Consider the following 19,825-nt stretch of genomic DNA (forward strand, 5'->3'; position numbering starts at 1 on the left):
ACCAAGCGCGGCTGCTCGGAAATCCGTCGTTTGCTACATAACGCAGCAATGGCGGCCAGCAGGTCGGCCGCTTGGAAAGGGGTATATGAGCAGTATCGAAACAGCGGTAAGGCAACGACCCAGGCGTTGGTAATTCTGGCCAGGAAGCTCGCACGAGTGGCATTCGCCCTGATGAGAAATCAGGACGAATACGTCACCAAAGGCGGGAAAATGGCTTGCTGATAACCATAGAATCTCCCACCAATACGGTGCCAGCCTCAAGAACTGCCGCAGGCCAGCCCCCGCAGATAAGACCAAGGCCTCGAACACTGCCGCAGTCCGGTGCCAGACTCAAGCACTGCCGCAGTCCAGCTCCCGCAGATAAGACTCAGGCCTCGAAAACTGCCGCAGTCCGGTGGGGGCCGGCTTGCCGGCGATAGGCCCGGTGCGAGCAACAAAAAAGCGAATGTCGTAAACGCGCCATTGCAAGGCGTGCGCAGGCATCTGACCCTCCCCGGCCAGTCATACCATCGCCACAAAGGGCCACAGTGCCTTACAGACAAGAAACGATCGCTGCCGGGAGAACCACGATGTTCAGCAAGCAAGACCAGATCCAGGGTTACGACGACGCACTGCTGGCGGCGATGAATGCCGAAGAACAGCGCCAGGAAGATCACATCGAACTGATCGCCTCGGAGAACTACACCAGCAAGCGCGTCATGCAGGCCCAAGGCAGCGGCCTGACCAACAAGTACGCCGAAGGCTACCCAGGCAAGCGCTACTACGGTGGCTGCGAGCACGTCGACAAGGTCGAGGCGCTGGCCATCGAGCGCGCCAAGCAGCTGTTCGGCGCCGACTACGCCAACGTTCAGCCGCACTCCGGCTCTTCGGCCAACAGCGCGGTTTACCTGGCCCTGCTGCAGGCCGGTGACACCATCCTTGGTATGAGCCTGGCCCACGGCGGCCACCTGACCCACGGCGCCAAAGTGTCGTCTTCGGGCAAGCTGTACAACGCCGTGCAGTACGGCATCGATACCAACACCGGCCTGATCGATTACGACGAGGTCGAGCGCCTGGCCGTCGAGCACAAGCCGAAGATGATCGTTGCCGGCTTCTCGGCATACTCCAAGACCCTCGATTTCCCACGCTTTCGCGCCATCGCCGACAAGGTCGGTGCACTGCTGTTCGTCGACATGGCCCACGTCGCCGGCCTGGTTGCCGCTGGCCTGTACCCGAACCCGATCCCGTTCGCCGACGTGGTGACCACCACCACCCACAAGACCCTGCGCGGCCCACGTGGCGGCCTGATCCTGGCCAAGTCGAACGAAGAGATCGAGAAAAAGCTCAACGCCGCGGTGTTCCCTGGCGCCCAGGGCGGCCCGCTGATGCACGTCATCGCCGCCAAGGCTGTGTGCTTCAAGGAAGCTCAGGAGGCTGAGTTCAAGAGCTACCAGAAGCAGGTCATCGAGAACGCCCAGGCCATGGCCCAGGTATTCATCGACCGCGGCTACGACGTGGTCTCCGGCGGTACCGACAACCACCTGTTCCTGGTCAGCCTCATCCGCCAGGGCCTGACCGGCAAAGATGCCGACGCTGCCCTGGGCCGCGCGCACATCACCGTCAACAAGAATGCCGTGCCGAACGACCCGCAATCGCCGTTCGTCACTTCCGGCCTGCGCATCGGTACCCCGGCTGTCACCACCCGCGGCTTCAAGATCGCCCAGTGTGTGGCCCTGGCCGGCTGGATCTGCGACATCCTCGACAACCTCGGTGACGCTGACGTCGAAGCCGATGTGGCGAAGAACGTCGCGGCCCTGTGCGCAGACTTCCCTGTTTACCGCTGAGTGGAGTAAACGACCATGCAACGCTACTCGGGCTTCGGCCTCTTCAAACACTCCCTCAGCCACCACGAGAACTGGCAGCGCATGTGGCGCACGCCGACCCCTAAAAAGGTCTACGACGTGGTCATCGTTGGTGGTGGCGGCCATGGCCTGGCCACGGCCTACTACCTGGCCAAGGAACATGGCATCACCAATGTCGCGGTGGTTGAGAAAGGTTACCTGGGCGGCGGCAACACCGCCCGTAACACCACCATCGTGCGTTCCAACTACCTGTGGGACGAGTCGGCGCAGCTGTACGAGCACGCCATGAAGCTGTGGGAGGGCCTGTCCCAGGACATCAACTACAACGTGATGTTCTCCCAGCGCGGCGTCTACAACCTGTGCCATACCCTGCAGGACATTCGTGACTCCGAGCGCCGCGTCAGCGCCAACCGCCTCAACGGCGTCGATGGCGAACTGCTCAACACCGCCCAGGTCGCGGCCGAAATCCCGTACCTGGACTGCTCGAAGAACACCCGTTACCCGATCCTCGGCGCTACCGTTCAGCGCCGTGGCGGCGTCGCCCGTCACGACGCGGTAGCCTGGGGCTATGCCCGTGCCGCCGACGCCCTGGGCGTGGACCTGATCCAGCAGACCGAAGTGATCGGTTTCCGCAAGGAAAACGGTGCAGTGATCGGTGTGGAAACCAACAAAGGTTTCATCGGCGCCAAGCGCGTCGGCGTGGTCACCGCCGGTAACTCCGGGCACATGGCCAAGCTGGCCGGCTTCCGCCTGCCGCTGGAATCGCACCCCCTGCAAGCACTGGTTTCCGAGCCGATCAAGCCGATCATCGACAGCGTGATCATGTCCAACGCCGTGCACGGCTACATCAGCCAGTCCGACAAGGGCGACCTGGTGATCGGCGCCGGTATCGACGGCTGGGTCGGCTACGGCCAGCGCGGTTCGTACCCGGTCATCGAGCACACCCTGCAGGCCATCGTCGAGATGTTCCCCAACCTCTCGCGCGTGCGCATGAACCGCCAGTGGGGCGGCATCGTCGACACCTCGCCGGACGCCTGCCCGATCATCTCCAAGACCCCGGTCAAGAACATGTTCTTCAACTGCGGCTGGGGCACCGGCGGCTTCAAGGCGACCCCGGGCTCGGGCAACGTCTTCGCCGCCAGCCTGGCCAAAGGCGAGATGCACCCGCTGGCTGCGCCGTTCTCCATGGACCGTTTCTACAACGGCGCACTGATCGATGAACACGGCGCCGCCGCCGTCGCCCACTAACCGGAGACACCGTCATGTTGCATATTTTCTGTCCCCACTGCGGCGAGCTGCGCTCCGAAGAAGAGTTCCACGCCTCTGGCCAGGCGCACATCGCCCGCCCGCTGGACCCTAACGCCTGCTCCGACGAAGAGTGGGGCACCTACATGTTCTTCCGCGACAACCCGCGCGGTATTCACCATGAACTGTGGGACCACGTTGCCGGCTGCCGTCAGTACTTCAACGTCACCCGCGACACCGTGACCTACGAAATTCTGGAAACCTACAAGATCGGCGAGAAGCCACAGGTGACCGCAGGCGGCAAGCAAAGCAACGCACCGTCGACCGTCAAAGGCCAAGGGGAAAAAGTATGAGCCAGACCTATCGCCTCGCCAGCGGCGGCCGTATCGACCGCAGCAAGGTCCTGAACTTCACCTTCAACGGCAAGACCTACCAGGGTTATGCCGGCGACAGCCTGGCCGCCGCGCTGCTGGCCAATGGCGTCGACATCGTTGGCCGCAGCTTCAAGTACTCGCGCCCACGCGGCATCATCGCCGCCGGTACCGAAGAGCCGAACGCCATCTTGCAGATCGGCTCCAGCGAAGCCACCCAGATCCCCAACGTGCGCGCTACCCAACAGGCGCTGTACGCAGGCCTTGTCGCCACCAGCACCAACGGCTGGCCGAACGTCAACAACGACGTCATGGGCATCCTCGGCAAGGTGGGCGGCAGCATGATGCCGCCTGGCTTCTACTACAAAACCTTCATGTACCCGAAATCGTTCTGGATGACGTACGAGAAGTACATCCGTAAGGCAGCAGGCCTTGGCCGTGCGCCGCTGCAGAACGACCCGGACAGCTACGACTACATGAACCAGCACTGCGACGTGCTGATCGTCGGCGCCGGCCCTGCAGGCCTGGCCGCTGCCCTGGCGGCGGCGCGCAGCGGTGCCCGGGTGATCCTGGCAGACGAACAGGAAGAGTTCGGCGGCAGCCTGCTCGACAGCCGTGAGACCCTCGACGGCAAACCGGCCGCTGACTGGGTAAACGCCGTGGTCAAAGAGCTGCAAAGCCTGCCGGACGTGACCCTGCTGCCACGCGCCACGGTCAACGGCTACCACGACCACAACTTCCTGACCATTCACGAGCGCCTCACCGACCACCTGGGTGACCGCGCCCCGATCGGCCAGGTTCGCCACCGCGTGCACCGTGTACGTGCCAAGCGCGTCGTACTGGCCGCCGGCGCCCACGAGCGCCCGCTGGTGTACGGCAACAACGACGTGCCGGGCAACATGCTGGCAGGCGCTGTCTCGACCTATGTGCGCCGTTATGGCGTGGCACCGGGCCGCAAGTTGGTGCTGTCGACCAACAACGATCATGCCTACCGCGCTGCGCTGGATTGGCATGACGCCGGCCTGCAGGTCGTCGCCATCGCCGACGCCCGCCACAACCCACGTGGTTCGCTGGTCGAGGAAGCCCGTGCCAAAGGCATCCGCATCCTGACTTCCAGTGCTGTGATCGAGGCCAAAGGCAGCAAGCACGTCACCGGCGCCCGCGTGGCGGCCATCGATGTGCAGGCACACAAGGTCACCAGCCCAGGCGAAACCCTCGACTGCGACCTGATCGCGACCTCCGGCGGCTACAGCCCTATCGTCCACCTGGCCTCGCACCTGGGCGGTCGCCCGGTATGGCGTGACGACATCCTTGGCTTCGTGCCCGGTGATGCGCCGCAGAAGCGCGTGTGTGTGGGTGGTATCCACGGTGTGTATGCGCTGGGCGATGTGATTGCCGATGGCTTCGAAGGGGGCGTGCGCGCAGCCACCGAAGCCGGCTTCAAGGCAACCACCGGCACGCTGCCAAAAACCGTTGCACGCAAGGAAGAGGCCACCGTGGCGCTGTTCCAGGTGCCGCACGACAAAGGCAGCAAGGGGCCGAAGCAGTTCGTCGACCAGCAGAACGATGTGACCGCCGCCGGTATCGAACTGGCCACCCGCGAAGGCTTCGAATCGGTCGAGCACGTCAAGCGCTATACCGCGCTGGGCTTCGGTACCGACCAGGGCAAACTGGGCAACATCAACGGCCTGGCCATCGCCGCCCGTTCGATCGGTATCACCATTCCGGAAATGGGCACCACCATGTTCCGCCCCAACTACACACCGGTGACTTTCGGTGCGGTAGCGGGCCGTCACTGTGGCCACTTGTTCGAACCTGTGCGCTTCACTGCCCTGCATGCCTGGCACGTGAAGAACGGCGCCGAGTTCGAAGATGTCGGCCAATGGAAGCGCCCTTGGTACTTCCCCAAGGCGGGTGAAGACATCCACACCGCTGTGGCCCGTGAGTGCAGGGCCGTGCGCGACAGCGTGGGCCTGCTGGACGCCTCGACCCTGGGCAAGATCGATATCCAGGGCCCGGATGCCCGCGAGTTCCTCAACCGCATCTACAGCAACGCCTGGACCAAGCTCGATGTGGGCAAGGCCCGTTATGGCCTGATGTGCAAAGAAGACGGTATGGTCTTCGACGACGGCGTGACCGCCTGTGTCGGCGACAACCACTTCTACATGACCACCACGACCGGCGGCGCCGCACGCGTGCTGCAGTGGCTGGAGCTGTACCACCAGACCGAATGGCCAGAGATGAAGGTGTACTTCACCTCGGTCACCGACCACTGGGCCACGCTGACCCTGTCTGGCCCCAACAGCCGCAAGCTGCTCAGCGAGCTGACCGACGACATCGATCTGGACAAGGACGCCTTCCCGTTCATGACCTGGAAGGAAGGCACTGTCGGCGGCGTGCCGGCCCGTGTGTTCCGGATTTCGTTCACCGGTGAGCTGTCGTACGAAGTCAACGTGCAGGCCAACTACGCCATGGGCGTACTGGAAAAAGTCATCGAGGCCGGCAAGAAGTACAACCTGACCCCGTACGGCACCGAAACCATGCACGTACTGCGTGCCGAGAAGGGCTTCATCATCGTTGGCCAGGACACCGATGGTTCGATGACCCCGGACGACCTCAACATGAGCTGGTGCGTGGGCCGTAACAAGCCGTTCTCGTGGATCGGCCTGCGTGGCATGAACCGCGAGGACTGCGTGCGGGAAAACCGCAAGCAGCTGGTGGGCCTGAAGCCTGTGGACCCGACCAAGTGGCTGCCCGAAGGCGCCCAGTTGGTGTTCGATCCGAAGCAGCCGATCCCGATGGACATGGTCGGCCACGTCACCTCCAGCTACGCGGCCAACTCCCTGGGGTATTCGTTTGCCATGGGTGTGGTCAAAGGCGGCTTGAAACGCATGGGCGAGCGCGTTTATTCGCCGCAAGCCGATGGCAGCGTGATCGAGGCAGAAATCGTGTCTTCGGTGTTCTTCGATCCGAAGGGTGAGCGGCAGAACGTTTGACTCCAGGCCCTGTGTCGAGCCGGCTGGCCCAATCGCCGGCAAGCCGGCTCCCACAGGTGCGATGCAGTTCTGAAGGTAGGTGCGGTCCCTGTGGGAGCCGGCTTGCCGGCGATGAGGCCGGCAAATACGCCCTGCAAGCTGCTTCGTATCGACGACCAAGAATTCAAGGCAGGTAAGAAATGAGCGCTATCAACGTCTTCCAGCAAAACCCCGGCGCCGACGCCAAGGCGCAGTCGCCGCTGCACCACGCCGACCTGGCCAGCCTGGTTGGCAAAGGCCGCAAGAACGCAGGTGTGACCCTGCGTGAAAAGAAATTCCTCGGCCACCTGACCCTGCGCGGTAACGGCCACGACCCGGAATTCGCCGCCGGCGTGCACAAGGCCCTGGGCCTGGAGCTGCCAGTGGCCCTGACCGTAGTCGCCAACAGTGAAATGTCGCTGCAGTGGCTCGGCCCCGATGAGTGGCTGCTGATCGTCCCCGGTGGCCAGGAGTTCGCCGTCGAGCAAAAGCTGCGCGCAGCCCTCGAGGGCCAGCACATCCAGGTGGTCAACGTCAGCGGCGGGCAAAGCCTGCTGGAGCTGCGTGGCCCGCACGTGCGCGAAGTGCTGATGAAGTCCACCAGCTATGATGTTCACCCCAACAACTTCCCGGTGGGCAAAGCGGTGGGTACCGTGTTCGCCAAGTCGCAACTGGTGATCCGCCGCACGGCCGAGGACACCTGGGAACTGGTGATTCGCCGCAGCTTTGCCGATTACTGGTGGCTGTGGCTGCAGGACGCTTCTGCCGAGTACGGCCTGAGCATCGAAGCCTAAGGAGAGCAACATGAGTCGGGCACCGGATACCTGGATTCTCACCGCCGACTGCCCGAGCATGCTCGGCACCGTCGACGTGGTGACGCGGTACCTCTTCGAGCAGCGCTGCTACGTGACGGAGCACCATTCGTTCGATGACCGGCAGTCGGGGCGCTTCTTCATTCGCGTCGAGTTCCGCCAGCCGGACGGTTTTGACGAGGTCGGTTTCCGTGCCGGCCTTGCCGAGCGGGGTGATGCGTTTGGCATGGTGTTTGAACTGACCGCACCGAATCACCGCCCCAAGGTGGTCATCATGGTGTCCAAGGCCGACCATTGCCTGAACGATCTGCTTTACCGCCAGCGCATCGGCCAACTGGGCATGGACGTGGTCGCGGTGGTGTCCAACCACCCCGACCTCGAGCCACTGGCACACTGGCACAAGATTCCCTATTACCACTTCGCACTGGACCCCAGCGACAAGGCCGGGCAAGAGCGCAAGGTATTGCAGGTGATCGAAGAGAACGGGGCCGAGCTGGTTATCCTTGCCCGTTACATGCAGGTGCTGTCGCCTGAACTGTGCCGGCGCCTGGATGGTTGGGCGATCAATATCCACCATTCGCTGTTGCCGGGGTTCAAGGGCGCCAAGCCTTATCACCAGGCGTACAACAAGGGTGTGAAGATGGTGGGTGCCACGGCGCATTACATCAACAACGACCTGGATGAAGGGCCGATCATCGCCCAGGGGGTCGAGGTGGTGGACCATAGCCACTACCCCGAGGACCTGATTGCCAAGGGGCGTGACATCGAATGCCTGACGCTGGCGCGGGCGGTCGGGTATCACATCGAGCGGCGGGTATTCCTCAACGCCAATCGGACTGTCGTTTTGTAGAGGCCTTCCGGGCCTCATCGCCGGCAAGCCGGCGATTGGCCCCACCCCGTTCGGCCTGCCGTAAAAAGGCATTCCCCTGTCGCTTTCAGTCAGTGCCTCCCGCCGTATCAAGCCCACAATTCTCTGCATTCCAGTAACACATGTCGCCCATGGACGGCGGCGCTTCAACCAACGCTGCATAAATACAAATCAAGCGAGGTAAGAGCATGTCTGGCAATCGTGGAGTGGTGTACCTGGGCGCTGGCAAGGTCGAGGTGCAGAAGATCGACTACCCGAAGATGCAGGACCCGCGCGGCAAGAAGATCGAGCACGGCGTCATCCTCAAGGTGGTCTCCACCAACATCTGCGGCTCCGACCAGCACATGGTCCGCGGCCGCACCACTGCCCAGGTCGGCCTGGTCCTGGGCCACGAAATCACCGGTGAAATCGTCGAGATGGGGCGTGATGTCGAACGCCTGAAAATCGGCGACCTGGTATCGGTGCCGTTCAACGTCGCCTGCGGCCGCTGCCGCTCGTGCAAAGAGATGCACACCGGTGTCTGCCTCACCGTCAACCCGGCCCGCGCCGGCGGTGCCTACGGCTATGTCGACATGGGCGACTGGACCGGCGGCCAGGCGGAATACGTGCTGGTACCGTACGCCGACTTCAACCTGCTGAAACTGCCGGATCGCGACAAGGCCATGGAGAAGATCCGTGACCTGACCTGCCTGTCCGACATTCTGCCCACCGGCTATCACGGTGCCGTGACGGCTGGCGTAGGCCCAGGCAGCACCGTTTACGTGGCCGGTGCCGGCCCGGTCGGCCTGGCCGCCGCTGCCTCGGCGCGCCTGCTCGGCGCTGCCTGCGTCATCGTCGGTGACCTGAACCCGGCCCGCCTGGCGCATGCCAAGGCGCAAGGCTTCGAAGTGGTCGACCTGTCCAAGGACACCCCGCTGCACGAGCAGATCGTCGACATCCTCGGCGAGCCTGAAGTGGACTGCGCCGTCGACGCCGTCGGCTTCGAGGCACGTGGCCATGGCCACGAAGGTGCCAAGCACGAAGCCCCAGCCACGGTGCTGAACTCGCTGATGCAGGTCACCCGCGTTGCCGGCAACATCGGTATTCCGGGCCTGTATGTGACCGAAGACCCGGGCGCGGTCGATGCCGCCGCCAAGATCGGCGCGCTGAGCATCCGCTTCGGCCTGGGCTGGGCAAAATCGCACAGCTTCCACACCGGCCAGACCCCAACCATGAAGTACAACCGCCAATTGATGCAGGCGATCATGTGGGACCGCATCAATATCGCCGAGGTGGTAGGCGTGCAGGTGATCAACCTGGATCAGGCGCCGGAAGGCTATGGCGAGTTCGACGCAGGTGTGCCGAAGAAGTTTGTGATCGACCCGCACAAGATGTGGGGCGCGGCGTGATCAATGCGTGAAAAGAAACCCTCGAAAGAGGGTTTTTTTACTCCTGGGCTCTGCACGAACAGTCCTGAGATGAAGGCCTGGCAAGGCGACACAAGCGAGGAAGCGGCATGTCGTGGCGTACGTGAGCATCCCAGGTTGTTTCAACGCAGTATGAACAACTATCAAGGCTTGTCGTACAGAGCCTCCAGGTCAGGGTGGGTTCGTGTTCGCAACTTCAATAGGTGTGGGACTACTCTTCCCCATCGCCATTTACCTGCAGCACTGAACCTTTGTCATCGGTAGCCAGCAGCCCGGTGGCAGGCGTGTCACCCGCCTGCACCTCGGCGAGCGGCATATCCGCATTGCGGAAAATGGCGCGTTGTGTGTCGCCCTGTTTGACGGTGATGAGTTTGTTGCTTTGGTAGAAGAACAGGGTGTTGTTCAACGATTTGCTCATGGCATTGGTCCTCTTCGGCGTTTATGAAAACGCAGGCCCTAGGGCGTCTGGGTGTCGTCGCTTGTCATCTTGCTATCTCTCTGACGTCTCTTTCCGGCTAGGCCCACCCTGGAATAAGTGGATAGACGTGTGAATGGATGGAGGGGCCGTACGCACAAGCTCGGTGGTCCGCCCCCTCAATGTATTTAATGGCTACGGGTTAGACGATAGCGTCACTTCCAGATGCCCCTCGGGTTATTCCGAACGGTATTTGCATAGGGCGATGCTATGTTCTCTGAAAGCCCTGCATCTCTCACTTGGGCCACCTTGGTCCAGAGCCCGTCTCTATTTTTCATTTCAAAATCGACAATTTTTTTCCAACTACCTGCACTGCCATCATTTGCACGCTGTGCACTGTCTAGTTCCTTTTGATAAAGTTTTATTCTGCTTTCGGATCTGATGATTTCAAGCTTTGTAGACTGCGAAAGTTGATTGAAAGCGTCGTTATAGCTAGGTAGGTGCTCCGTAGCACGTGAGACCGTCGGTTCAGAGTAAGCGGGGGAAGCGAGTCTAGCTTTCTGAGCTACCTCGACTTTGAAGCGTGGCTGTCGCGGCTGTGGTTGTTTACGCCCTAGAAGCCTGTTGAAAATGTCACGCCAGCTTTGTCCGGTGGGGTCGATTCTATTTACAGGGTCGCCTGCACAGTAGGCATATGCGTTGAACCCGCCTTCGTCGAAAGGGCTTTTTATATCGGCCGAAAAAAACCTCATCAATGCAGGTGAATACAATCGATGGCCCGCGCCGAGGAAATATTGCTCTAGGGGTTTCAACACGCATTCGCCGTTGAAACCCGATAATGAATCGGGTATCGGCGAGGCGTGGCCGTAGGGTGTGTAGCGAACAGCACTCAGGTTTACTATCATCGTTAATCACCCCGTTTTGGCTTGTATATATAGTGTGCATTCAGAACTAATTGCAGTATCAGAAAGACTGCTTCATTCGGCTACTGGCAAAAATGATAGGTATGCGGAAATTGCCTACGTATCGATGGGTAATTTCCTGCTTACTCTGTGGAGGTGGTAGGAAATACCCTACGCATTCTGTCGACCGCCGTCTGATTGCCCCTGGAATCCTCGCCCTCTAGGCTGCTCGGGTCGCTGAATGGTTCAGCGACCGGGCGTGGAAACCCGGCAGTAATGTGGAAGTTGTCGATATGGCAGCTGTTCGCGGGAGGTCTTCGGGCCTACCGGGTTTTCCACATGCCTGGTTTTCCACCCCGTGTACAGCTGCCGCCCAATGTGTGGAAACGAAGGGGGCAGTTCACAAATGTGGAGCTGTCATGAAAAAAATAGTCCCCGATCCACCCCGCCTCAAACTGTTCAACACCCTCTACTCCTCCATCCACCCCGAGCTGGTCCCGCCCGAAGCTTTGGCGGTCGCCAGCGAAATGTTGCTGGGTATCTCGGAGCTCATCGGCGAGTATTGCCACGCGCATACCGGCGAGCCGGGCGTGTACATGCTCACCAATGCCGTGCATAGCGCCGATACCGCACATGCGTTGATCGAGCATGCGCTCGAGCGCATGTGAGGGTTTGGGGAGCTATGCGATGAGTGCAGAGAAGCACGCAAACCTGACCGTTGGCGTCGAGACGTTCTGTGAAGCCGGTGCACAGCCCTGCCATATTTTCCGGGTGATGCCGGGCGTGCCGTTCGAGCATGCCTATGAGCAGGTCTCGGTGCTGCTGGGGTACATCAAGCACCTGGTGCGCGAAGGTGATATGGAGGATGACCACAAACTGCTCGGTGCGGCGGATTACCTGAGTGCGTTCGCCAAGGCAATCATGGATGACATCGAAATCGCCCGGAACAGGCTACGTTGATCGTTAGGGTGGGCAGTGTTGGGGCCGCTTTGCGGCCCTTTCGCGACGCAAGGCCACTCATGCAGCGGGGCCAATGGGGCTATGCGGACCTACCCGATGCGCGGCCCGGAACAAACCCCTGAACCTTCAGTCGAATGCCTCGTTTCCCAGGCCATCCCGGCCTACGAGGTCCCTCCCGATGAAAGCATTCACCCTGGCAACCCTGATGACCCTGGCCGCAAGCCCGGTGTTCGCCTTCAACCTCAGCGATGCCGCCAATGCCGTCTCGGCCATGCAAAACCAGAATCAGCAAGCCCAGGTGCAGGCGCCTGAGGCGCAGGCCAATCTGCTCAATACCCTGGGCAGCGAACTGAACATCACCCCGGAGCAGGCTGTGGGCGGTGCAGGGGCGATGCTGGGGCTGGCGCGCAACAACCTCAGTAGCGACGACTACGGCCAGTTGACCAAGGCCGTGCCGGGGCTCGATCTGCTTTCCGGTGCCAATGCCCTGGGTGGCTTCAGTGGCCTGGGCGAACTGCTGGGTAATAACAGCGAAAACCAGTCGGCCCTGAGCAAGGCACTGGGCAACGACGTGGAAAACCGCACGGACCTGGATGCAGCGTTCAAGGCGCTAGGGATGGATACTGGCATGATCGGCCAGTTCGCTCCGCTGATCCTCCAGTACCTGGGGCAGCAGGGCATTGCTGGATCGCTGCTGCAGAACCTTGGTAGCCTGTGGACTACTCCGGCGCCGCTGGTACAGCCGCCATCGGTGTAAGGCTCAAGCCGCTTGACAGAGGCCTAGCAGGCGCACTGGGCGGCGCAGGCCGGAGGCAGCACCGCCAGGTAGGCCAGGCCCAGGGCGAACCAGTACAGGGCGATGACCAGTGTCGGCGCCGACAGGCTGGGCCAAGGTAATTACGGTTTTACAAGTTCATCGCGAACCTGTGGGAGTCGGCTTGCCGGCGATGAGGCCGGCACAGCCAGCTAGAGGCTTAGCGAAAAGCCCAGCCCCGACGGTCTACGTTTCGACCCTTACTGCAATGTACTCAGCTCTGCGGCATCTGCACCTGGATCGACGGCGTCTACGGCAGCACTTGTAACGTAAGCTTATGCATCGTGGCCATTCGAGGCGGGCGACCAGTAGTTTAGATCAACACGCCAAGGGTGGATCGTTAACTGCTTTTCTTAAGAATTGCGAAGTTTATTGATTTTCCAGAGTATGGAATCTTGCTTTTCGGTGGCCCTCTCATATCGATTGATGGTGTTCAAATGTTCTTGGATGCCAGGATTATCCTCGAAGTACTTCCTGGCTCTTGTTTTGTGTTCCATTGCCACTACATTGTTTCCATAGTTTGAATTAGGATTCCAATGTCCCGCATCTGCTGCCGCTGATTTTTGCGTGCTAATCCGAGTCAAGTTGCGTGCTGTCTCCAACTTTCCGCTACGATTCATCGGCTGTTTAAACATGGCGATTTCGAGGTTTTTTATTTCGCTTTTGATGGCCCTAAGGTTCATTTTTTCAATTTGGATCTTGCGTAGGCGCGGTGAGGCAGGATCTGAGTCTCCCGCAAGTGCTCGTTCAACTGCTTGTTGGTATGCCTCACCTAAAGTGGGCTTAGAGGAACTTCGCGATGTAGGCGGTAGCGATTTTGGGCGGTTTATAGAGGGGGGCGCTTTCAAGGCCGGTAGCAAGGTCTGCCCGCTTGGATCCACGTTGTTAATTGGGTCGTCTGCACAGTAGCTGTAAGCATTCAGGCCGCCAGTGCTGAACGGGCTTAACGTATCCGGGCTGCAAAAGCGCCGCAAATCTGGTCGATAGATGCGATGCCCATTACCAAGTGCGTACCCATTGGTGGTCAGGTCAAACCGTTGTCCGTTAAACGCAACTAAGCCTGCTGTATTGCCAGCTTCAAAATGACCATAGGGCGAATACACCACCGAGTCAGGTGGGGTGCCCATAACGGAGTTGGTTTGGTCTACTTTAAGCAGTGTGGCTGTTTCAACATGCCCCAGCAGAGCGATCGCAATGTCTTGCGACCACAAAATGCGGCGCGGTCCTTTGTCAGAAAATTCAGCTGCCAAGTGACCATTTTGATAGAAATAAGCAACACGCTCTTCTAATGACGTGCTTCGACTTGCGTTCGATGAGATTTCGCTTGATGCATCTTTTTCTGGATTGGTCGCCATGTCTTCAAGTCTCAGGTAGCGATTGGATTTCCAATCTGCGCGCCCGCGCCTTCGATTACAACTGTCAGATTTATCAGGTGACAAACAGCCTCAACAAGCTCTGAACCTCCAGTCGATTGCTCGCTTTCCATGCCATTGCGCCGAGCGAGGTCCCGCTCAGCGATGCCGCCAATGGGGTCATGATGGGCCTTTCGGCGCGATGGAAGTAAAAGGAGTGGGTTGATGCTGTAACCAGGACTCATGTCCCTTCGGCACTGAGTAAGAGGGTTGCCAAGCGTCCATTCTGAGCAGGCGCAGGGATAGTTAAAACTGATAGGAATACTAGTTCTACAGCCCGCCGCGAAACCTGTGGAAGCCGGCTTGCCGGCGATGAGCTGCTACAGGCCTTGCGCAATCTGGGTGGTGCGGGGGACCCGCGCAAGCGCCCTCACAGGTGCGCCACGCTCAACCCATCTCGCTTCGCAACCGCTCGATCCGCTGGTCCTTCTCGATCCACAGCTGATTCACCCAGGCCTGCACGGTCTGGCGGAATGCCGGGTCATTCTCGTAATCCCCGGCCCACAACGCCGGGTCCAGTTCACGCACCTGAATGTCGATAACCACGCGGCTGATGCTGCCGTTGAGCAGGTCCCAGAACCCCGGTGCCTTGTTGCCGGGGTATACGATGGTCACGTCCAGCAGCGCATCTAGCTGCTCGCCCAGCGCCGCCAGTACAAACGCCACGCCCCCTGCCTTCGGCTTGAGCAGGTAGCGGTACGGTGACTGTTGTGCCTGGCGCTTGGCTTCGGTAAACCGGGTGCCCTCCAGGTAGTTCACCACGGTCACCGGCTGGCGCTTGAACAGCTCACAGGCCGCTTTGGTGATCTCCAGGTCCTTGCCCTTGAGCTCGGGGTGTTTCTCCAGGAACGCCTTGCTGTAGCGCTTCATGAACGGGTAATCCAGGCCCCACCAGGCCAGGCCCAGCAGGGGTACCCAGATCAGTTCCTTCTTGAGGAAAAACTTGAAGAACGGCGTTCGGCGGTTGAGGCTTTCGATCAGCGCGGGAATGTCTACCCAGCTCTGGTGGTTGCTCACGGCGAGGTAGGAGGTGTCTTTACGCAGGTTTTCGACGCCGCGGATATCCCACTGGGTTGGGATGCACAAGGCGAAAATGGCCTTGTCGATTTCCGACCAGGCTTCAGCGACCCACATCACGGCAGCGGAGGCGTAGTCACGCCAACGGCCCGGCAGCACCAGTTTGAGCAGAGCGAAGACCAGCAGCGGGCAGATCAGCACCACGGTGTTGAGCAGCAGCAGGGTGGTCGTAAGAATGCCGGTCAGCAGGCGACGCATAGGGAAACTCTTGTTGTGGGATTTGAACGGGCGGCAATGATAAGCAGCGCCGCAGCCTACGCCAAATATCCAATGCCCAGCGGCCAGGACAAATGTTTCACATTATGTTGTTTACCCTTGTGACAGCGAACCTATCCTGCCTGCACAGTCTAAGCACACAACCCTTTCAAGGAAGCCTGCCTGTGAAACCAATGCTAGCCCTGTTGTCGCTGTTGGCGCTGCCGGTAATGGCCGCGGAACCTACGCTTTACGGCCGTTACGAGAATATTTCATTGCCTGAACTGGGCGAAACCCTGAAGGCCAAGATGGATACCGGGGCTTACACCGCTTCGTTGTCGGCCAAGGACATTGAGCGCTTCACGCGCGACGGCGAGGACTGGGTGCGTTTCCGCTTGGCGACCAAAGAGTCCGACGGCAAGGTCTACGAGCATAAGGTTTCGCGGATCAGCAAAATCAAGAACCGCGCTGACGAAGACGATGAAGGCGATGCGCCCGAGCTGTCGCGCCGGCCGGTAATCGACCTTGAATTGTGCCTGGGTGATGAGAAGCGCACCGTGGAAGTGAACCTGGTCGACCGCAGCAGCTTTAACTACCCATTGCTGGTGGGTGCCAAGGCGTTGCGCGAATTCAAGGCCGCGGTAAATCCGGCAAAACGGTTCACTGCGGGCAAGCCTGACTGCTGAGCAGTCGCGAGCCGCAAGCTACAAGCTACAAGCTGCAAGTTAAAGCAGATCGGTGTAAGTTCATGCGATCCGCTTTTACTTGAAGCTTGAGGCTTGCAGCTCAGATGCCCCACATTCTCATCGTCGAAGACGAAGCCGCCATCGCCGATACCTTGGTCTACGCCTTGCAGGCCGATGGCCATAGCACCGAATGGGTGACCCTCGGTGGTGTAGCCCTGGAGCAACAGCGGCTGCGCCCTGCCGACCTGATCATCCTCGACATCGGACTGCCCGATATCAGTGGTTTCGAAACCTGTCGCCAGCTGCGCCGCTTCAGTGAGGTGCCGGTGATGTTCCTCAGTGCGCGTGATGGTGAAATCGACCGGGTGGTCGGCCTGGAGATCGGTGCCGACGACTACGTGGTCAAACCCTTCAGCCCGCGTGAAGTGGCGGCGCGGGTTCGTGCGATCCTCAAGCGCATGGCGCCGCGGCAAGAAACCACCACCGAGGCGCCGCTGTTCCAGCTCGATACCCTGCGCATGCAAATCAGCTATCGCGCTCAGCCACTGGTGCTGACGCGCCATGAGTTCCGCCTGTTGCAGTGCCTGCTCGAACAGCCACAACGAGTGTTCAGCCGCGAACAGTTGCTCGATGCCCTGGGGGTGGCCTCCGACGTCGGTTATGAACGCACCATCGACAGCCATATCAAGAGCCTGCGCGCCAAGCTGCGCCAGGTAGCTGCCGACGCCGAGCCGATCCAGACCCATCGGGGCCTGGGTTACAGCTACAGCCCGGAACACGCCTGATGCGCCTGGGCATTCGGATCTTTCTGGTGTACTTCCTGTTCGTCGGCTTGGCCGGTTACTTCCTACTCAACACCGTGCGCGAGCAGATCCGCCCTGTGGTACGCCAATCTTCCGAGGAAACCCTGGTCGACACGGCCAACCTTCTGGCCGAGATCCTCCACGATGACGTCAAGGCCGGTACCCTGGCCCAGAGCCGCCTGCCTGAGGTGCTCAAGGCGTACGGCTTGCGCAGCCCGGGCGCGCAGATCTGGGGCCTGGCCAAGCACCAGGTCAGCCACCGCATCTACGTGACCGATGCCAAAGGCATCGTGCTGCTCGATTCCAGCGGCCAGGACCTGGGCAAGGACTATTCGCGCTGGAATGACGTGTACCTGACGCTGCGCGGCCAGTACGGTGCTCGTTCCACCCGCAGCGTCGAAGAGGATGAAAGCACCTCGGTGATGCACGTGGCCGCGCCGATCGTTGACCAGGGGCAGGTTATCGGCGTGGTCACAGTGGCCAAGCCCAACAGCTCGCTGCAACCGTACATCGACCGGTCCGAGCAGCGCTTGCTTGGCCTGGGGGTGGGGCTGATCGGCATGGGCCTGTTGATCGGCGCTGCGCTGTCTTGGTGGCTGGCCCGCTCCCTGCGCCGGCTGGCCCGTTATGCGCAGGCGGTCAGCGAAGGCCAGCGCGCCGCGTTGCCTTACTACAAGGGCGGTGAGCTGGCGCACCTGGCCAATGCGGTGGAGCGCATGCGCACACAGCTTGAGGGCAAGGCGTATGTGGAACGCTACGTTCACACCCTGACGCACGAGTTGAAGAGCCCGCTGGCGGCTATACGTGGCGCGTCTGAATTGCTCCAGGGTGATATGCCTGCCGAACAGCGGGCGCGCTTTGCCGGCAACATCGAGCGTGAAAGCGAGCGGCTGCAGCAGATGATCGAACGTTTGCTCAACCTGGCGCGGGTCGAGCAGATGCAGGCGCTGGAAGAGGAGCAGCAGGTTGCCTTGGCGGCGCTGGTCGATGAGCTGCTGCTGGCGCATGCCGCACGCATCGACGCAAACGGCCTGCAGGTGCGCCAGCGGGTGCCGCCAGGCATGTGGCTGCTGTGCGATCCGTTTCTCATGCGCCAGGCGCTGGCCAACTTGCTCGACAATGCGCTGGATTTCACCCCGCCGGGCGGGGCGCTGCTGTTCGAGCTGGAGCGCGATGGCGAGCGGGTGGCGCTGAGCCTGTTCAATCAGGGGGAGGCGATACCCGCGTATGCCATCGGCCGGGTTGCCGAGCGTTTCTATTCGCTGCCGCGGCCGGGGAGTGGGCGCAAGAGCACCGGGCTGGGGCTGAACTTTGTGGATGAGGTGATGCAACTGCATGGTGGGTCGCTGGCGGTGGATAACGTCGATGGCGGGGTCCGGGTGCGGTTATGGCTGCCGGTGCGGCGCATCAGCTGAGATTGCTGGGGCTGCGTTGCAGCCCATCGCTGGCTTGCCAGCGATTTGGTTCTTGAAAATACACACGATCTCCACACACGCTCCTCAATGCCTCCATGCAAGGCGCAGACACTGCGCCCACTGCCAATGGAGGCCCCTATGAACAAGACCCTCGGTTACAAACTCGGCATGATCGCCGTGCTCATCATGCTGCTGCTCATCCCATTGCTGCTGATCAACGGCCTGATCGATGAACGCCAGGCCCTGCGTGACAACGTACTGCAGGACATCGCCCGTAGCGCCAGTTTCGACCAGCAGATCAGCGGGCCGCTGCTGGTGGTGCCATACCGCAAGGTGCAGCGCCGCTGGATCGACAAGGGCGGCCAGAGCGTGCAGGAAACCAGCACTGTCGCCGGCCACCTGTATTTCCTCCCGGAAACCTTCGACGCCGACCTCGGCGTGGACACCGAACTGCGGGCGCGGGGTATCTACCAGGCGCGGCTGTTCCATGCCAAAGGGCGACTTGCGGGCCGTTTCCAGCTGCCGGAGCGCTGGGGCATCGACAAGGACTTCGACGACTACCGCTTCGACAAGCCGTTTCTGGTGGTCGGCATAAGCGACATCCGCGGCATCGAAAATGCCCTGGAACTCGACATCGATGGCCAGCGCCTGGCGTTCGAAGCCGGGACCAGGCTGGACTGGCTGCGCAGTGGCGTGCACGTCGCGCTGCCGCAACTGGATGGTCAGCAGGCCCGTGCGTTCACCTACGGTTTCGATCTGGCACTGCAAGGCACCGGGCAACTGCACCTGTTGCCAGTGGGCCGCACCAGCAGCGTGGACATGCGGGCCAACTGGCCGCACCCCAGCTTCGTTGGCAGTTACCTGCCAAGCCGCCGCGAAATCGACGACAAAGGCTTCAGCGCGCACTGGCAGACCTCATTCTTCGCCACCAACCTTGAAGATGCCCTGCGCCAATGTGCCGGCAGCGGGCAGTGTGCGGAATTCAGCGAGCGGACCTTCGGGGTAAGCTTCATCGACCCGGTGGACCAGTACCTCAAGAGTGAGCGGGCCATCAAATACGCGCTGTTGTTCATCGCCCTGACCTTTGCCGGTTTCTTCCTGTTCGAGGTACTGAAGAACCTCAGCGTGCACCCCGTGCAGTACACCCTGGTGGGGGTGGCTCTGGCGTTCTTCTACCTGCTGCTGCTTTCGTTGTCCGAGCACATCGGTTTCGGCTTGGCGTATGGCCTGTCAGCCTCGGCCTGCGTGTCGCTGCTCGGCTTCTACCTGAGCCACGTATTGCGCAGCCTGATGCGTGGCGTGAGCTTTGCGGCGGGGTTGGCGGTGCTGTACGCACTGCTCTATGGGCTGCTCAGTGCCGAGGACTATGCGCTGTTGATGGGCTCGCTGCTGTGCTTTGGCTTGCTGGGTGTGTTCATGGTGCTGACCCGTCGCCTGGACTGGGCCCGGGTGGGGAGGGCGGCATGAGGGAGGACAGAGAGATCGGGCGGTGGCTGGCTCACAGGATTGGGCAGCTGTTTCCTGTGATGCCCCGCTGAGGCCGATGGTTGCCATGCTGAGCAATCGCCGGCAAGCCCCACAGGTTCGCT

Annotated in this window: 18 protein-coding genes and 1 pseudogene; 15 read left to right on the forward strand and 4 right to left on the reverse strand. The window is 60.9% G+C overall.

The genetic code is table 11. From position 1 onward, the window contains the following. From ACIPZC_RS18545 to fdhA, 8 genes and pseudogenes are all read left to right on the forward strand, one after another. Window positions 1-222 (forward strand): annotated as a pseudogene (locus ACIPZC_RS18545) (IS110 family transposase); the annotation flags it as partial. 347 nt (window positions 223-569) lie between these two features. Next, window positions 570-1,823, forward strand: coding sequence for a serine hydroxymethyltransferase (locus ACIPZC_RS18550; protein WP_400628676.1), 1,254 nt, complete (start codon window positions 570-572; stop codon window positions 1,821-1,823). Between the two features lie 15 nt (window positions 1,824-1,838). After that, window positions 1,839-3,089 (forward strand): sarcosine oxidase subunit beta family protein, encoded by a 1,251-nt coding sequence (locus tag ACIPZC_RS18555; protein WP_241805618.1) that lies wholly within the window; start codon window positions 1,839-1,841, stop codon window positions 3,087-3,089. 14 nt (window positions 3,090-3,103) lie between these two features. Continuing rightward, window positions 3,104-3,439, forward strand: a complete 336-nt coding sequence (locus ACIPZC_RS18560) for a sarcosine oxidase subunit delta (protein WP_241805619.1) — start codon at window positions 3,104-3,106, stop codon at window positions 3,437-3,439. After that, complete coding sequence (locus tag ACIPZC_RS18565; RefSeq protein WP_400628678.1) at window positions 3,436-6,453, forward strand: sarcosine oxidase subunit alpha; 3,018 nt, start codon at window positions 3,436-3,438, stop codon at window positions 6,451-6,453. The genes ACIPZC_RS18560 and ACIPZC_RS18565 overlap by 4 nt, the downstream gene beginning before the upstream one ends. 179 nt (window positions 6,454-6,632) lie before the next feature. Continuing rightward, window positions 6,633-7,265 carry a sarcosine oxidase subunit gamma gene (locus ACIPZC_RS18570; RefSeq protein WP_267819335.1) on the forward strand — a complete coding sequence of 211 codons (633 nt, stop codon included), beginning with the start codon at window positions 6,633-6,635 and terminating at the stop codon, window positions 7,263-7,265. 10 nt (window positions 7,266-7,275) lie between these two features. Then, window positions 7,276-8,133: a formyltetrahydrofolate deformylase gene (purU, locus tag ACIPZC_RS18575; RefSeq protein WP_241805625.1), complete on the forward strand. Its 858-nt coding sequence runs from the start codon at window positions 7,276-7,278 to the stop codon at window positions 8,131-8,133. A 206-nt stretch (window positions 8,134-8,339) separates the two neighbouring features. Continuing rightward, window positions 8,340-9,539: a formaldehyde dehydrogenase, glutathione-independent gene (fdhA, locus tag ACIPZC_RS18580; RefSeq protein ID WP_241805626.1), complete on the forward strand. Its 1,200-nt coding sequence runs from the start codon at window positions 8,340-8,342 to the stop codon at window positions 9,537-9,539. Between the two features lie 229 nt (window positions 9,540-9,768). Here the strand turns inward: fdhA and ACIPZC_RS18585 are convergent, their stop codons facing one another. Together ACIPZC_RS18585 and ACIPZC_RS18590 are read right to left on the reverse strand one after the other, a co-directional pair. Beyond that, window positions 9,769-9,975 carry a hypothetical protein gene (locus tag ACIPZC_RS18585; protein WP_400628681.1) on the reverse strand — a complete coding sequence of 69 codons (207 nt, stop codon included), beginning with the start codon at window positions 9,973-9,975 and terminating at the stop codon, window positions 9,769-9,771. 212 nt (window positions 9,976-10,187) lie between these two features. Continuing rightward, window positions 10,188-10,877, reverse strand: a complete 690-nt coding sequence (locus tag ACIPZC_RS18590) for an RHS repeat-associated core domain-containing protein (RefSeq protein WP_400628683.1) — start codon at window positions 10,875-10,877, stop codon at window positions 10,188-10,190. A 416-nt stretch (window positions 10,878-11,293) separates the two neighbouring features. Between ACIPZC_RS18590 and ACIPZC_RS18595 the strand changes: the two genes are divergently transcribed. The 3 genes from ACIPZC_RS18595 (at window position 11,294) to ACIPZC_RS18605 (ending at window position 12,591) form a co-directional block, all read left to right on the forward strand. Further along, window positions 11,294-11,542, forward strand: a complete 249-nt coding sequence (locus ACIPZC_RS18595) for a hypothetical protein (RefSeq protein ID WP_400628685.1) — start codon at window positions 11,294-11,296, stop codon at window positions 11,540-11,542. 19 nt (window positions 11,543-11,561) lie between these two features. After that, window positions 11,562-11,834: a DUF3077 domain-containing protein gene (locus ACIPZC_RS18600; RefSeq protein WP_400628687.1), complete on the forward strand. Its 273-nt coding sequence runs from the start codon at window positions 11,562-11,564 to the stop codon at window positions 11,832-11,834. Window positions 11,835-12,012: 178 nt separating this feature from the next. Further along, complete coding sequence (locus tag ACIPZC_RS18605) at window positions 12,013-12,591, forward strand: DUF2780 domain-containing protein (protein ID WP_400628689.1); 579 nt, start codon at window positions 12,013-12,015, stop codon at window positions 12,589-12,591. Between the two features lie 410 nt (window positions 12,592-13,001). Here ACIPZC_RS18605 and ACIPZC_RS18610 read toward each other — a convergent pair whose 3' ends face one another. Continuing rightward, window positions 13,002-14,003 carry an RHS repeat-associated core domain-containing protein gene (locus tag ACIPZC_RS18610; protein WP_400628691.1) on the reverse strand — a complete coding sequence of 334 codons (1,002 nt, stop codon included), beginning with the start codon at window positions 14,001-14,003 and terminating at the stop codon, window positions 13,002-13,004. A 444-nt stretch (window positions 14,004-14,447) separates the two neighbouring features. Then, window positions 14,448-15,335 carry an acyltransferase gene (locus ACIPZC_RS18615; protein WP_267819322.1) on the reverse strand — a complete coding sequence of 296 codons (888 nt, stop codon included), beginning with the start codon at window positions 15,333-15,335 and terminating at the stop codon, window positions 14,448-14,450. A 182-nt stretch (window positions 15,336-15,517) separates the two neighbouring features. On the opposite strand from ACIPZC_RS18615, the gene ACIPZC_RS18620 reads away from it, so the two are divergent. The 4 genes from ACIPZC_RS18620 (at window position 15,518) to creD (ending at window position 19,703) form a co-directional block, all read left to right on the forward strand. Next, window positions 15,518-16,018 carry an ATP-dependent zinc protease gene (locus ACIPZC_RS18620; protein ID WP_012316630.1) on the forward strand — a complete coding sequence of 167 codons (501 nt, stop codon included), beginning with the start codon at window positions 15,518-15,520 and terminating at the stop codon, window positions 16,016-16,018. Between the two features lie 104 nt (window positions 16,019-16,122). Further along, on the forward strand, window positions 16,123-16,803 hold the full coding sequence (gene creB / locus ACIPZC_RS18625) for a two-component system response regulator CreB (protein WP_241805638.1): 681 nt from the start codon (window positions 16,123-16,125) through the stop codon (window positions 16,801-16,803). Continuing rightward, entirely contained in the window at window positions 16,803-18,236 is a 1,434-nt protein-coding gene (gene creC / locus ACIPZC_RS18630) for a two-component system sensor histidine kinase CreC (protein ID WP_400628694.1), read from the forward strand. The genes creB and creC overlap by 1 nt, the downstream gene beginning before the upstream one ends. A gap of 138 nt (window positions 18,237-18,374) precedes the next feature. After that, window positions 18,375-19,703 carry a cell envelope integrity protein CreD gene (creD, locus tag ACIPZC_RS18635; protein ID WP_241805643.1) on the forward strand — a complete coding sequence of 443 codons (1,329 nt, stop codon included), beginning with the start codon at window positions 18,375-18,377 and terminating at the stop codon, window positions 19,701-19,703. The last annotated feature ends 122 nt before the right edge of the window (window positions 19,704-19,825 follow it).

The organism is Pseudomonas sp. NPDC089743 (genome assembly GCF_044748785.1).
Taxonomy (GTDB): Bacteria; Pseudomonadota; Gammaproteobacteria; order Pseudomonadales; family Pseudomonadaceae; genus Aquipseudomonas; species Aquipseudomonas putida_X.

Bases quoted from the DNA above. Each gene is read 5' to 3' on its own strand.
- ACIPZC_RS18600 (WP_400628687.1), top strand. From the start codon at position 11,562: ATGAGTGCAGAGAAGCACGCAAACCTGACCGTTGGCGTCGAGACGTTC.
- ACIPZC_RS18550 (WP_400628676.1), top strand. From the start codon at position 570: ATGTTCAGCAAGCAAGACCAGATCCAGGGTTACGACGACGCACTGCTG.
- creD (WP_241805643.1), top strand. From the start codon at position 18,375: ATGAACAAGACCCTCGGTTACAAACTCGGCATGATCGCCGTGCTCATC.
- ACIPZC_RS18605 (WP_400628689.1), top strand. From the start codon at position 12,013: ATGAAAGCATTCACCCTGGCAACCCTGATGACCCTGGCCGCAAGCCCG.
- ACIPZC_RS18585 (WP_400628681.1), bottom strand. From the start codon at position 9,975: ATGAGCAAATCGTTGAACAACACCCTGTTCTTCTACCAAAGCAACAAA.
- ACIPZC_RS18570 (WP_267819335.1), top strand. From the start codon at position 6,633: ATGAGCGCTATCAACGTCTTCCAGCAAAACCCCGGCGCCGACGCCAAG.
- ACIPZC_RS18595 (WP_400628685.1), top strand. From the start codon at position 11,294: ATGAAAAAAATAGTCCCCGATCCACCCCGCCTCAAACTGTTCAACACC.
- fdhA (WP_241805626.1), top strand. From the start codon at position 8,340: ATGTCTGGCAATCGTGGAGTGGTGTACCTGGGCGCTGGCAAGGTCGAG.
- purU (WP_241805625.1), top strand. From the start codon at position 7,276: ATGAGTCGGGCACCGGATACCTGGATTCTCACCGCCGACTGCCCGAGC.
- ACIPZC_RS18590 (WP_400628683.1), bottom strand. From the start codon at position 10,877: ATGATAGTAAACCTGAGTGCTGTTCGCTACACACCCTACGGCCACGCC.
- ACIPZC_RS18565 (WP_400628678.1), top strand. From the start codon at position 3,436: ATGAGCCAGACCTATCGCCTCGCCAGCGGCGGCCGTATCGACCGCAGC.
- ACIPZC_RS18555 (WP_241805618.1), top strand. From the start codon at position 1,839: ATGCAACGCTACTCGGGCTTCGGCCTCTTCAAACACTCCCTCAGCCAC.
- ACIPZC_RS18610 (WP_400628691.1), bottom strand. From the start codon at position 14,003: ATGGCGACCAATCCAGAAAAAGATGCATCAAGCGAAATCTCATCGAAC.
- ACIPZC_RS18560 (WP_241805619.1), top strand. From the start codon at position 3,104: ATGTTGCATATTTTCTGTCCCCACTGCGGCGAGCTGCGCTCCGAAGAA.
- ACIPZC_RS18615 (WP_267819322.1), bottom strand. From the start codon at position 15,335: ATGCGTCGCCTGCTGACCGGCATTCTTACGACCACCCTGCTGCTGCTC.
- creB (WP_241805638.1), top strand. From the start codon at position 16,123: ATGCCCCACATTCTCATCGTCGAAGACGAAGCCGCCATCGCCGATACC.
- creC (WP_400628694.1), top strand. From the start codon at position 16,803: ATGCGCCTGGGCATTCGGATCTTTCTGGTGTACTTCCTGTTCGTCGGC.